This window comes from Anaerobacillus sp. ABR4_321, assembly GCF_056158505.1.
Genome location: NZ_JBSWTK010000001.1, coordinates 1,445,784 through 1,460,189, shown reverse-complemented (window position 1 = coordinate 1,460,189; position 14,406 = coordinate 1,445,784). Strand labels below are relative to the sequence as shown.

Sequence of the window (14,406 nt, the reverse complement as noted above, 5' to 3'; positions counted from 1 at the left end):
TCTTAACCCGTCATTCCCTGCCAGACCAATCGTATCCCGACGAGAATTAACATCCACCTTAAAATAACGACAATCGTATTATCTGACAGTTTCTGATTAATGAAAGAGCCACATTTTGCCCCAATCCATGCGCCTGGAACTAATCCAATCAATAAAAATCCTGCGATATTCCCAAGGGCTAAATGCGTCATCGTACCGATTATACTCGACAGAAATATCATAAACATCGATGTTGCAACTGCAATAGAGGTTGGAAATCCGAATAATAAAATCATGGCAGGAACCATCAACGACCCACCGCCGATACCAAAAAGCCCTGATAGAATCCCAACGATAAACGAAACAACTAAGGCAGCTATCACTGAAAACCGATATTCACTAGCGTTCCCATCCAAATCAGTAATCGATCGCGAAAAACGTCCATCTAACTTCAATGGTCGCAAACGTCCCCTTACCATTAATAATATGGAAACAAGCACCATAAATACCCCGAAATATACAGAAAATTGATCGACGGCGATAAATTTGTTTAACCAAGCTCCTGCAATTGCACCAGGACCGCTTCCAAGAAAGAACAACCCACCGCTTTTATAATCGACTGTCTTTTTCTTCATATAGGACAATGTTGACGATAATCCAATAGCTACCAATACGACGATCGAGCTACCTACGATAAGCTGTGGAGATAACTCAGGTAGCCAATTCGTATACTGATCTATGATCAAAAGCCCAGGAACGATGATGATCCCTCCACCAAGACCAACCAAACTTCCAATCGTACCTGCAGCTAATCCGATAAAGAATAATAAGACCCAAGTTAACATGAAAAGAACTCCTTATTAGTCGAAAAGATCAAGTTGTCTTGGGTTAAGGTTCGTATACTCAATATCAAGCATTCGAATCATTTCTTTCGCATTCCCCGACGCATGACCACCAGAATTATTATTGAATAGTATATACACATTCTTACATTCTTTTCGTAACTGCTCAATTCTTTCTTTCCATTCCTTGAGCTCATTATTGTCATACTCATACAGATAGCGAACTTCTCGCCACTTTTGATTGTTCCCAGGGTTCCGCCACCCATTAACATTTCTTCCATGAAGTCGTACAAGTACATCATCATTCGAAATCGTCTCCATGACGATTGGGATCGAACCTTCTCCAGCTTGAGGCTCATCACAGATTGAATGTATGTATCCTTGTTCCTCAAGAAAAGAAAGTGTTTTCTCCCGAAATGCCTCATGATACCAGGATTGATGTCTAAACTCTACCGCACAAGGGGTATCTCCCATTCTTTCTTTACAATCTCGCAAAAGATTCACGTTATCTTTGTTCACATCAAACCATGGTGGAAACTGAAAAAGAACCATCGCAAGTTTTCCAGAACGTTGTAAAGGCACGATTGACTCCTTGAAAGCCTTGAACATAGCATCTCTCGTCTCAAAGGGAATCTCCCCCCGCTCGTGTCCTGTCATTCCCTGATAAGCTTTCACAACAAACTGAAACCCATCAGGCGTCTCACTCGCCCATTTCTCATAATTTCTTATAGGTTGCACTGCATAAAAAGAAGAATCAACTTCTACAACCGGAAAATGAGAACTATAAATCGATAGCTTTTCATTACTCTTTACACCCGGAGGATACAAATCATCATGATCCCCCCAACCAGTAACACCTATGTATATCATCAAATCCTTCCCTTCTATTTCTCTGCCTCTATTTTCTGACTTTAAAGGAGAAATAGCAAGGGAAAAACCCCGAAAAGCGGAGGTGGGCGTTTAGGTCCGACAGGCACTGGAACCATTTCGAATGAACACGCTTTTTGTGTTCAATCGAAATGGTGAAGTGACCCGAGGACCTGCCCCCTGCAGCTGGATCAGAAAGGCGGAGGCGAGCGTTTAGAAACGGAGATATTGGAACTCTTGAAATAGAACACGCTTTTTGTGTTCTGTTGAAAGAGTGAAATATCGTAGTTTCTGCGAGTCGCAGCTAGATCAGAAAAGCGGAGGTGGGCGTTTAGACCCGACAAGCGCTGGAGCCCTTTCGTTTGAACACACTTTTTGTATTCACCTTCAACAATTGCATATAAGATATAATCCATTAACACACTTTCATTCCCCCCAATGTATTGTAAATTACAAGAATCTATTATATATTTTAATTGATAATGATAATCACTACTGTTTACTTTCTGGGGAGGACTGTAAATGTTTAATAGAGACGTATTCGATGTAACGATAATTGGTGGAGGTCCTGCTGGGCTTTATTCTGCATTTTATGGTGGCTTAAGAGAACTAAAAGTCAAAATTATAGAATTCCAGCCTAAATTAGGCGGTAAGATTCATGTTTATCCTGAAAAAATGATTTGGGATGTAGGAGGACACAAGCCATTATCTGGTGCAGATCTCATCGAATCCTTAGTTGAGCAGGGATTAACATTCGACCCAGAAGTAGTTTTAAATACAAAAGTTGAAAGTATCACAAGAGATGAAGAAGGAATTTTCACTTTAAAGAGTGCTGAAGGTGAGGAGCACTACTCAAAAACCGTTATCGTCGCTGTTGGGAGTGGAATCCTAAAACCACAAAAACTTGAGATTCAAGGCGCAGAAAGGTTTGAAGTTTCTAACTTGAATTATACGATCAAGTCTTTGAAACATTTTAAAGATAAAACGGTTGTCATTTCAGGCGGTGGTAACACAGCGATCGATTGGGCGAACGAATTAATACCTGTCGCAAAGAAAATATACCTTACATATAGAAAAGATGCTCTTACTGGCCATGAAGCACAAGTCTCAAAACTTAAAGAAAGCTGTGTAGACTGTATCTTTAACACTTCGATCTCTAAACTGATCGCTTGCTGTAGCCATGAAACGATTGAACAGATCGAATTAACCAACCATGTTACAGGTGAGATTTCCTACCTCCCGATCGATGAAGTGGTTATTAATCATGGGTATGAAAGGGATTCTTCGTTAATTGGTAATAGTGATTTGAATATTGAACTAGTCGATCAGTTTTTTATTGAAGGAAATTCAACGAGTGAGTCATCTATTCCAGGACTATATGCAGCAGGAGATATCTTGAAACACGATGGAAAATTAAACCTTATTGCCGGTGCATTCCAAGATGCAGCAAATGCTATAAACAAGGCAAAGCTGCATATTCAGCCGGAAGCACAAGCGGTTGGCATGGTTTCTTCACACAACTCAGTGTTTAAGGAGCGAAATCGTGAGCTGATCAAACGAATGATATAAGAAGAAGGACCGCTCTACAGGGCGGTCCTTCTTACTCTTTACTTATCAACGACTCCTATTTTTCTATACTTCCCAATAGCTTGATAAAAGACAGGAACAAACACGAGAGTTAGCAGGGTAGATGTTGTTAACCCTCCGATTACCGTGATAGCTAATCCTTTTGAAATCAAACCTGAAGCAGAATTAGAAAGGGCTAGTGGGATTAATGCAAAGATGGTCGCAAGTGCCGTCATTAGAATTGGACGTAATCTTGTTGCTGAAGCTTCAACAATGGACTCGGTTAAGTCCATCCCTTCTCGTCGATTACTTTCCACACGGTCAAGAAGAACGACAGCATTCGTTACGACAATCCCAATCAACATGAGCATTCCAATCATCGCACTCATCGACAGGGTCTGACCACCGATGAGGAGTCCAGCCAATGCTCCGATCGGAACAAAGATAAGAGACGATAGAATAACAATCGGGGTGATGATGCCACCGAATGTGATACTCAGTACAAGAAACACTAAGCCGACAGCTGCGGCCATTGCTAAACCAAGATCTGAAAACCCTTCAGTAATCATGTCCATACCACCAGAAAGGTCTACTTCGACATCATCTGGTAGAGAAAGATCCTGAATACGTTCTTCAATATCTCTTGAGGTAGCCGCAGTATCATCCCCTTTGATCGTAGCAGAAATCGTATTTGCTGTATCTCCATCTTGGTGCTCAATAGAAGTTGGGACGTTAATCTCTTCAATCGTCGCCACTTCACTCAACTCTTTTTCACCTTCAATTGTCTTTACAGAGAACGCTTCTAATTCTTCTTTAGAAGACAACATATCGTCGAAAACAAGCTCAGTTTCCCAACTTTGGTCGTTAAGCGTTAGCGTACCACCATCAACCGTATGCAAACGTTCCTGGATAGGTTGTATGAGCTGGTATGGACTAAGCTTTAGTTCCTCTCCTTCTTCGCTGAGACGGATCCGATATTTTGTTTGCGAATCCTCCATCCCGTTTTGAACATTTTTCAGCCTTTCATCTTGCATTAATAACGTTTCAATTTGATTCGATGCTTGATCTAATTGATCCAGATCATCACTGTAGAGGTTTACATCTATACTATTTCCAGATGGCGGTCCTTCCTGTTGGATTTCTGTTGCCTTGACAGTTGCTGACTCATACTCATCTTGAGCGATAGTCAGAATTTCCTGTTCATATTTCGTCATCCACTTATCGATCGGTTCATCTTCATTTAACTGAACGAAAAATCGAGCAACGTTTTCCATTGTGTTTGCACTGGATCCTGGCATTTGCTGCTGACTCGTAAAGCCAATCGAAACCTGATTGTAATCGATCGCATCTTCATCACTTAGGACACGTTCAATTTGTTGAGCCAGCTCATTTGTATCTTTTAATGTCACCTCTTTCGGTAAGGTCACTTCCACTTCAAACGATTCGTTCCCTTCTGTTGGTAGAAATGATACCCCTAGTGCTGGGATAAGCGAGAATGAGCCAACCAACAAAAAGATTGATAGAGTAAATACAATCCATTTTCGCTTCAAAGCCCCATGTAGGAACCGTTCGTACCAAGAGGACCCTTTAGAATGATTAGACTTTTTATCCACTTTCTTAAAGAAGGTCTTTCCAAGTACTGGAATGAGCATCACTGCTACAAGGAGTGAAATGAGAACAGAAAACACAACAGCTAAACTAAATGGTCGGAAGAACTCTCCTAAGATGCCACTTACAAAAGCAAGAGGCATAAATACAATCACCGTAGCAATCGTAGAAGAGGCGATCGCACCCATCACTTCTTTTGTTGCACGAAACACGAGTTCCCGCTGCTTCATATCAGGATAGTTCTGCTTCCACCGATATATATTTTCGATAACAACGATTGAGTCATCTACAATCCTACCGACCGCAACAGCCATTCCACCTAATGTCATGATATTTAGCGTGTAATCAAACTGATTGAGTAGTGCAATTGTTCCTAGAATGGAAATAGGTAAGGAAAGAATGGCAATGAAAGTTGCACGGATATTTCGTAAGAACACCAAAATCACGACAACTGTAAACAATGCGCCAAATCCGCCTTCTTTTAATAGTGCCGAGATTGATTTTTCTACTTCTTTCCCTTGGTCTAACACAGTGTATAGCTTATAACCTTGCTCATTTACACGTTCATTTAAATACGTTTTGACAGATTTAGCTACATCAGCTGTGTTTGCTTCTTGACCTTTCGTAATTTCGATTAAAATGGAATCCTCTCCATTAAAACGAGATATTTCAGGTCGTTCCGTTGCTTCTTTCACCTCAGCTATATCCGACAATACGACACTCTGTTTTCCATTCATAGCGGCCTGAGAAGGCTGTGCCGCTTGCTGACTGGGGGATCCTTGATCATTACGTTCCTCGCCGGGAGATTGCTGCTGAATCGCCTGATTTTGGGATAAGGGAATCTCAACCTCTTTTAAGTCTTCAACATCTTGCAAGTCACCCTTAATCTCTACAGGAATGGAGTTTCCTTCTTCATTCAATGAACCAGTTGGCAATTTATACTGTGATTGTTGAATGGCATCTTTAATGTTAGATAGCGATAACCCATATTGAGATGCTTTTTCTTCGTTGACCACTATTTGTAAACTTGTCTCTTGCCCCCCTGTAATTTGAACACCTGATACACCTTCCATATTCTCAATCGTAGGGACGATGTTCGATTCGATATCATTTTGTAGCTTTTCTATTTCCGTAGATGAAAGTGCTGCTTGATACACTGGGGTAGAGTTGATCGATATAGCCGTGACATCAGCTTCCACATCATCAGGCAGCGATACACCGTTCACTACGTTTTCAACATCGGATTGAGCTTCCTCAATGTCCTGACCAAAAGGATACATAATGGTAATCATAGACATGTTTTCTCTCGTTGTACTAGATATTGAGTCATACCCTTCCATATTAAGCAGTGCATCCTCAAGTGGAGTCGTAACCTTTTCCTCTACTTCCTCTGTAGAAGCATTGGGATATGGGGATTGAACAGTTAACACAGGGAAAGATACATCTGGGAATGTTTCAACTTTAATTTTATCAGCTGCCAGCACTCCGCTGACGACAACAAGTAACGTTAAAATAATAATAGCTACTGTATTTTTTAAACTTAGCTTTGTAATCCAACTCATAGTGGGTTCTCTCCTTTCAAATACCTAGAGTCAGCATACCCACTTATTATGAACTGAATATGAACAAATTAAGATTTATGAGTTTTTTTTATTTGCGGAAGCGTAACGAGGAACGTCGTGCCGATTCCTATGTCACTCTCTATTTCCACAGAACCTTGATGAAGATGAATAATCTTGCGTGCGATCGAGAGCCCTAAGCCGTTACCTCCCTGGTTTCTTTTTCTAGATTTGTCTACTTTATAAAAGCGTTCAAACACCCTCACTTGCTCTTCTGGTGAAATACCGACACCTTCGTCAGAAATAGAAACTGCGATTGCATCCTCCCTTTCTTGCATTGCTACAGTGATCTTCTTATCTTCAGGAGTGTATCGAATAGCATTCGTAATTAAATTGATCCACACTTGCTTTAATTGGTCCTCATCAGCTTGGATTTTGTAATCGACCGTATCTAGTTGAATCGTTTGATTTTTTTCAGCCCATTGAGGCTCTAAGGAAGCAACCACTCTGCGCAACTGTTCATCCAAATAGAACGCTGACAATGCGAACGGTGGATGTTCGGAGTCTAGCGTAGCAAGTTTTAATAAGTTCTGACTCAATGAAGATAATCGCATACTCTCATGTTCAATGATCGATAGATATTCCTTACGTTCACTTTCGTCCTTCACAACATCATCCTTTAACGCTCTAGCAAATCCTTGAATAGACGTTAGTGGCGACTGAATCTCATGAGAAACATTAGATACAAACTGCTGCCTCATGTCCTCAAGCTCATTTAACCCTTTCACCATGTGGTTAAAATGATGCGTTAATTCTCCAAGCTCATCTTTTCGCTTACTCTTGATTGATACATTAAAATTTCCCCGTGCTACCTTCTTCGTTAATGTGGTCATCTCTTTTATAGGGCGAATTGTGTATTTTGTTGTGATAATAAAAATAGCACTGCCTAATAAGAGAATGGATGAAAATAGCGTTAACATCACTTTTCTAAAATCATTAAAGATAAATTGGAAGTTTGGGGTGATGAATATAGCGTAGGATTGACCTTCTACCTCAAAAGGTATTCCAACGATAGTTCGACGGAGTTGTTCTTGTGTCTTGTACGGCTCCCCATTCAATACCTCACTAATTGCTTCTTGAGAAAGATTTCGAATCGGTCGACTCTCATAAACTGCGGTGTCTAATTTCTCGCTGAACAATGCGATATCAAAGCTAATAGAAGATATCGCATCCAAGTATGTAGAAATATCGAGATCTGGATTTGATTGATAAATTTCAATAAAATCTCTTCCAACACTTTGCATCCGTTGTTCCACACGATCTGAAATCTGATGTTCATACAAACGACCTGAAATCAAAAAGGTAACGAAAAGACTAAAAAAGATCGCAATGAGGAAGGTAGCAACGATTTGAACATATAAGCTCTTCACGCTTCGACCCCCTCTATCCGATACCCTAGTCCTCGAATGGTTTTAATCGATACTGTTGCATCCCTTTGTTTAAGCTTGTCTCTTATCCGTTTCACATGAACATCGACGGTGCGGTCGTCTCCTTCATAATCGAATCCCCAAATCTTTTCGATCAGCTGCTGTCGCGTGAAAATTCGTTCAGGATAGCTAGCTAACATATATAGTAGTTCAAATTCTTTCAGTGGAAATTGAACAAGCTCCTCGTTCACTTTCACTTCCTTTTTTTCTGTCTCCATTCTGATATTGCCAACTTGGAGTGATTTAGAAGCCTGGACCTGATACCTCCGGAGTAAAGCCTTAACACGCATCACTAGCTCTGTTGGTTCAAACGGCTTGACGACGTAGTCGTCTGTCCCCACTTGAAAGCCTTTTACTTTGTCGTGTGTTTCACCTTTCGCAGTCAGCATCAATACTGGAATTTCGTAGTAGCGTCGAATCTCTTCACATAAGCTATAGCCATCTAACCCTGGCATCATGATATCAATGATTGCGAGGTCAATGGACTGAGATACTAAGATCGACAACGCTTCTTCGCCATCTGCAGCTTGCACTACATGATACCCTTCATGATTCATATATAGAGATACTAACTGTAGAATATTTGGATCATCATCTGTTATTAAAACGCGAATCATGAGTTTCCCCCTTTTTTAAAAAAATAAATGTTACTAGTGTATTATGGCTAAACGAGAACAGTAAATAAAAAATTATTACATAATGTGCAATGAAAAAGATAGTAGGAAAACTAGTCCTCTCTCTATTTTAGCTCTTGTTTGTATCTTTACACGCCCTTTTAATGAATCCTGCAACAACTATTTCATCAAACCTGTTACAATCGTTTCTTTACTACGAATAAAATGAGATTCGTCATGGTCTCAAGTATATATCTCAAATAATGAGAGTGGACTATATAAAAATAAGCCACACCTTGATCCAGCTAAGGATTAAGATGTGGCTTTATTTTCGTAGCCTTACTACTTTTTCGCTAAAAGATACATAAAGTAAGGAGCTCCGATAATGGTAACGATGATTCCAGCTGGAATGCCGCTAGGATCCAAGATCACACGCCCAATCGTATCGGCAGTCAGGAGCAAAATACCTCCTAATAATGCAGTGACCGGAACAAACGCTTGGTGGCGTGGTCCAACGAGGGACCTAGAAATATGCGGAGCCATCAACCCTACGAATGCGATACCACCGCTTACTGCTACTGAAGCAGAAGCTAGCGCAACAGCGATGATAATTAATAGAATCCTCTCTTTACCAATGTTTACGCCCACACCGATCGTTACGTTTTCATGAAGTGTTAACGTGTTCAACACGTTCGCTTTCATAAAGACAATCGGGAAAAGAATCAGGATCCAAGGTGCCAATGAAAGGACGAATACCCAATCATCACCCCAAATACGACCCGCCATCCAATTGGCCATAAACGCATGGTCTTCCATCTCTAACCGAGTAGATAGCACCAACGTAGCTCCATACAATGCAGCAGCTAAACCTACACCGATCAACACTAACCTCGTGGGCTCAACACCTTCACCTTTTATGTATGACATGACATAGATGATAGCAGCAGTCACCATTCCACCAGCTAACGCAAAAAGTGGAAGGATGTATAGAAAACTTGTAGACTCTACCGAAAAGAACATGATGTAGACTACGATCATTAAGCCTGCTCCGGCATTGATACCTAGGATACCAGGGTCAGAGAGTGGGTTTTTCGTAATACTCTGTAATATCGCACCAGAGACGGCAAGTCCCATTCCAGCAAGTACCGCAACGAAGATTCTTGGCATTCTAAATTGAAATAGAATTAAATTCTCCCGCTGAGTCCCTTGCCCGATAATCGTACGAAAAAGTTCGCCAGGAGTTAAAGAAGCATAACCTGTTCCGATGCTTATGATAATCGCAAGAACTAATAACATAGCTGCAGTAATTACAGTAATTCTAAACCGTTTGACCTGTTGTGCATTCATGATAGCTTCCTCCCTCCTTTTCTAGCGAGATAAAGGAAGAAAGGAACACCGACCATAGCGACAACAGCTCCTACGGGCGTTTCATATGGAGCATTCACCGTTCTGGCAAATGTGTCTGCTAGGACTAAAAGTACACTGCCAAAAACAGCTGAACAAGGAATGATCCAACGATAATCTGTTCCAACTAGAAAGCGAACGATATGTGGCACGAGTAAACCAACAAAAGCAATCGCACCTGCGAGTGACACAGCCGCTCCTGCCAAAATCAATACTACGGTCATCAAGATCGTTTTCGTTAAAAGGGTTCGTTGTCCAAGACTCTTAGCTAAGTCTTCTCCAAAGCTAAGAATCGTTAGTTGTCTAGATAGCATAATAGAAATTAAGATTCCTACTAGAGCAACAGGAACAACAATTTTCAACTGTGTCCAGTTCGTTCCAGAAACACCACCAGCTGTCCAAAAAGCCAGATCTTGAGAAAGTTTATAATAGATCGCAACGCCTTCTCCTAACGAAGAAAGCAGTGCAGACACAGCTGCACCTGCTAACGTGATACGTATAGGAGAAAGCCCTCCTCTAGTCATTGAACCTAAACCGAAGACTAATAACGCCCCAACTCCCGCTCCAACAAACGAAAGCAGCATAACGGTGAAGTATGACGAACCTAGGTTAAATGCAAACACACAAGCGAGGGCTAAACTTGCACCAGCGTTCAAACCGAGTAAACCAGGGTCTGCAAGAGGATTTCGAGTCATTCCCTGCATGATTGCTCCACTCACAGCAAAGGCAGCGCCGACTACTGCAGCTCCAAGCTCTCTTGGTAACCGAAGACTTACGATAATGCGATCTGTTTCTCTGCTAGCATCATAATTAAATATAGCTTCCCAAACTGTTCGAAAATCAATCTTTGCAGCTCCAACTGATATAGCAAGACCAATACTTAATAAGAGGAGTAAGCACCCCAAAAGCAAGATGGTCAGGCCTACCTCAGGTCTTGAATACACTTTTACATCTTTTATAACCTTCGTCTTCGTTTTGAACATTGAAATTATCCTTTGTTATTTCGTTAATTCTTCGACGATAAACTCCAATTCTTTCTCTAGAGAGATCGGATCGTTAAAATAGAACGATTCTGAGTCAAACTGAATTGCATTTCCATTCTTTACAGCAGGAAGCTCTTTCCAAACATCAGATTCCATAAAGGAGTTGTCTGGATTACCTGCTCCAGTTCCAACAAAGATATAATCTCCAGCATAAGTAGGAATCACTTCTGTAGAGATGGCTTTCCAACCTGGACCGAAGACATCTTCTTCTAATTTCTTAGGTGCTTTTAATTCAAGAGCTTGATAGATGACCTCTGTTCCACGTCCCCAGTTTTCACCATAAACGTACATATCTTTTCCGTATGCTTCCATAACCATGAACGTCTTGTCTTCTCCAATAGCAGCTTTTACTTTTTCGCGAGCATCTGCAGCTTTTTCCTTCCACTCTTCAACCCATGCTTTTGCTTCATCTTCTTTTCCTACGATTTTCCCGATTTCAACATGCTGTTCCATGTAATCATACTTATCGTATGACATCGTTACTGTAGGAGCGATTTCTTCATATTTCTTTAAATTTTTATCATCAGAATACGTAATGATTAGATCTGGATTAAGCTCTAACAGTTTTTCATATGAGTCTGCAGTAACGACTTCAACGTCATCAAGCTTATCTCCATAGAATTTATTAGATTTTGGATATTCATTTACAGCGATCGGTGTAATGCCTAATTCCAACAAGTTTCCTGCATATGTAGCCGCTAGCATTGCAACACGCTCTGGTTCTTTAGGAACTTCAACCTCTCCATTTTCACCTTCATAAACCCTTGTATCTTGTTTATCACTATCGTCTTTTTCCGCAGAACTTTCACCTGATGTGTTCTCAGAACACGCTGCTAATGCAAACACCAAAGCTAATAAAGATAAACTAAGTAAAAGTTGTTTAAATCCTTTTTTCATGTTGTTCTTCCTCCTGAATGTATGATAATAAGAATCATTCTCATATGATGGAAATAAAAAAAGCAGTTACGCTAAGTTCTCTATGAACTGCTCAGTTTTTACGAGATCATACGTCAAACATACTGGCTTCCTCGTTCTTGGGTCCATCCCGATTTCAGCATCGATATTGAACACATCGTAAAGGACTTTAGACGTCATCACTTCTTCAGCTCTTCCCTCTTTTACAATTGAGCCGTCTTTCATAGCCACCATGTGATGAGCAAACCTCGCAGCATGATTTAAATCATGTATGACCATTACGATGGTACGCTTTTCATCACGGTTCAGTTGATGTAATAGCTCGAGTACTTCTAATTGGTGAGATAAGTCTAGATAAGTGGTAGGCTCATCTAATAATATGATATCGGTTTCTTGCGCGAGTGCCATGGCGATCCAAACACGCTGTCTTTGACCACCAGAAAGAGCATCTACAGGTCGTTCCTTAAATTCAAGAATACCCGTTACACGAAGTGCCCATTCGATCACATCATAGTCCTTTTTCGTTAGCTTACCGAATCCTTTTTGATAAGGATACCTGCCATAAGAAACAAGTTCTCCAACAGTCAGACCAGCAGGTGAATCCGGTGACTGAGGTAAGATCGCCATTTTTTGCGCGATTTTCTTAGTAGATTCTTTGCTGATGCTTTTACCGTCTAAGTAAACTGTTCCAGCATTCGGATTGAGTATGCGTGATAACGTTTTAAGAACCGTTGATTTACCACACCCATTCGGGCCGATAATCGTCGTGATCTTTTTATCTGGAATCTCAATTTTTAAATCTTTAACGATATTTTTTTCACCATAACCAACCTTTAAATCCTCTGCATATAGTCTGGACATGGTTCCCCTCCTTAGAAATTCTCGAGTATCACTTAACTCCAACTCACCAAATGAAAATGATTATCAATTTCATAACTTATTCTAGTCTATCGTATTTATACTGTCAACCGAATAATCAGCATTCTTATGCAATAAAAAAAGACCCTGGAGTAACCACCAGGGTCTTTATGAATGTTAACCGATCGAACCTTCCATTTCAAACTTGATAAGGCGGTTCATTTCGACCGCATATTCCATTGGAAGTTCTTTTGTAAATGGCTCGATAAAGCCCATTACGATCATTTCTGTTGCTTCTTCTTCTGAAACCCCACGGCTCATTAGATAGAAGAGCTGTTCCTCAGAAACCTTCGATACTTTCGCTTCGTGTTCAAGAGAAATGTTATCGTTAAGGATTTCGTTGTAAGGAATCGTATCAGAAGTAGACTCGTTATCCATGATAAGCGTGTCACACTCAACGTTAGAACGTGCGCCTTCAGCTTTACGGCCGAAGTGTACGATACCACGGTACGTTACTTTACCACCTTGTTTAGAGATGGATTTAGAAACGATCGTTGAAGAAGTGTTTGGAGCAAGGTGAATCATCTTCGCACCTGCATCCTGATGCTGTCCTTTACCAGCTAGGGCGATGGAAAGTGTCATTCCACGTGCGCCTTCACCTTTAAGTAGAACGGCAGGATACTTCATCGTAAGTTTTGAGCCTAGGTTACCATCGATCCATTCCATCGTTGCATTTTCTTCTGCAACAGCACGTTTAGTAACAAGGTTATATACGTTGTTCGCCCAGTTCTGGATCGTTGTATAACGACAGTAAGCGTCCTTCTTAACAATGATTTCAACAACCGCACTGTGTAGTGAATTCGTTGTATAAACAGGAGCTGTACAACCTTCAACGTAATGTACAGAAGAACCTTCATCAGCGATAATAAGCGTACGCTCAAACTGTCCCATATTTTCAGAGTTAATACGGAAGTATGCTTGTAGAGGTGTATCCACTTTTACGCCTTTTGGTACGTAAATGAATGATCCACCAGACCAAACAGCAGAGTTAAGAGCTGAGAACTTGTTATCTGTCGGAGGAATCGTTTTACCGAAATGTTCTCTGAACAAGTCTTCGTTTTCTTTAAGAGCTGTATCCGTGTCCTTAAAGACGATTCCCATCTTTTCAAGGTCTTCTTGCATGTTATGATAAACAACTTCGGATTCGTACTGAGCAGATACACCAGCGAGGTACTTTTGCTCAGCTTCAGGAATTCCAAGCTTATCAAACGTTGTTTTGATTTCTTCAGGTACTTCATCCCATGATCTTTCAGACTTCTCAGAAGGCTTTACGTAGTACGTAATCTCATCAAAGTCTAAATCAGCAAGGTCGCCGCCCCACTGAGGCATAGGCATCTTATAAAATGTTTCAAGAGATTTCAAACGGAAATCAAGCATCCACTGCGGCTCATCCTTAATTCGAGAAATTTCTTTAACGATTTCAGGAGTCAAGCCACGCTGTGAGCGGAAAATTGAAACGTCTTTATCACTAAAACCATATTGGTAATCGCCAACTTCAGGCATTTTTTTAGCCATAGTATTTCCCTCCTAGACATATTACATGTCAGTGTTTGGCTTACGTTCTCTTTCCATCATTCTAGTATGAATAAGCATCTATTACAACA

Annotated in this window: 11 protein-coding genes; 1 reads left to right on the top strand and 10 read right to left on the bottom strand. The window is 40.7% G+C overall.

Annotation, left to right across the window (positions count from 1 at the left end; all coding sequences use genetic code 11):
- Positions 1-2: 2 nt before the first annotated feature.
- Together ACXADT_RS07570 and ACXADT_RS07565 are read right to left on the bottom strand one after the other, a co-directional pair.
- On the bottom strand, positions 3-824 hold the full coding sequence (locus ACXADT_RS07570) for a sulfite exporter TauE/SafE family protein (protein WP_270179899.1): 822 nt from the start codon (positions 822-824) through the stop codon (positions 3-5).
- A 15-nt stretch (positions 825-839) separates the two neighbouring features.
- Positions 840-1,691 (bottom strand): DUF72 domain-containing protein, encoded by an 852-nt coding sequence (locus tag ACXADT_RS07565; protein ID WP_474834670.1) that lies wholly within the window; start codon positions 1,689-1,691, stop codon positions 840-842.
- A 519-nt stretch (positions 1,692-2,210) separates the two neighbouring features.
- Between ACXADT_RS07565 and ACXADT_RS07560 the strand changes: the two genes are divergently transcribed.
- Positions 2,211-3,257 carry an NAD(P)/FAD-dependent oxidoreductase gene (locus ACXADT_RS07560; protein ID WP_474834020.1) on the top strand — a complete coding sequence of 349 codons (1,047 nt, stop codon included), beginning with the start codon at positions 2,211-2,213 and terminating at the stop codon, positions 3,255-3,257.
- A gap of 38 nt (positions 3,258-3,295) precedes the next feature.
- On the opposite strand, the gene ACXADT_RS07555 is transcribed toward ACXADT_RS07560, so the two are convergent.
- From ACXADT_RS07555 to sufB, 8 genes are all read right to left on the bottom strand, one after another.
- Positions 3,296-6,424, bottom strand: coding sequence for an efflux RND transporter permease subunit (locus ACXADT_RS07555; RefSeq protein ID WP_474834018.1), 3,129 nt, complete (start codon positions 6,422-6,424; stop codon positions 3,296-3,298).
- A 68-nt stretch (positions 6,425-6,492) separates the two neighbouring features.
- Positions 6,493-7,851, bottom strand: a complete 1,359-nt coding sequence (locus tag ACXADT_RS07550) for a sensor histidine kinase (protein ID WP_474834016.1) — start codon at positions 7,849-7,851, stop codon at positions 6,493-6,495.
- Entirely contained in the window at positions 7,848-8,525 is a 678-nt protein-coding gene (locus tag ACXADT_RS07545) for a response regulator transcription factor (protein ID WP_474834014.1), read from the bottom strand. Before ACXADT_RS07545 ends, ACXADT_RS07550 begins: the two co-directional genes overlap by 4 nt.
- A gap of 339 nt (positions 8,526-8,864) precedes the next feature.
- Positions 8,865-9,869, bottom strand: coding sequence for a FecCD family ABC transporter permease (locus tag ACXADT_RS07540; RefSeq protein WP_474834012.1), 1,005 nt, complete (start codon positions 9,867-9,869; stop codon positions 8,865-8,867).
- Positions 9,866-10,909 (bottom strand): FecCD family ABC transporter permease, encoded by a 1,044-nt coding sequence (locus ACXADT_RS07535; protein WP_474834010.1) that lies wholly within the window; start codon positions 10,907-10,909, stop codon positions 9,866-9,868. Before ACXADT_RS07535 ends, ACXADT_RS07540 begins: the two co-directional genes overlap by 4 nt.
- Before the next feature lie 15 nt (positions 10,910-10,924).
- Positions 10,925-11,866: an iron-hydroxamate ABC transporter substrate-binding protein gene (locus ACXADT_RS07530; RefSeq protein WP_270179907.1), complete on the bottom strand. Its 942-nt coding sequence runs from the start codon at positions 11,864-11,866 to the stop codon at positions 10,925-10,927.
- A 66-nt stretch (positions 11,867-11,932) separates the two neighbouring features.
- Entirely contained in the window at positions 11,933-12,745 is an 813-nt protein-coding gene (locus ACXADT_RS07525; RefSeq protein ID WP_474834008.1) for an ABC transporter ATP-binding protein, read from the bottom strand.
- A gap of 174 nt (positions 12,746-12,919) precedes the next feature.
- Entirely contained in the window at positions 12,920-14,317 is a 1,398-nt protein-coding gene (sufB, locus tag ACXADT_RS07520; RefSeq protein WP_474810658.1) for a Fe-S cluster assembly protein SufB, read from the bottom strand.
- Positions 14,318-14,406 lie beyond the last annotated feature (89 nt).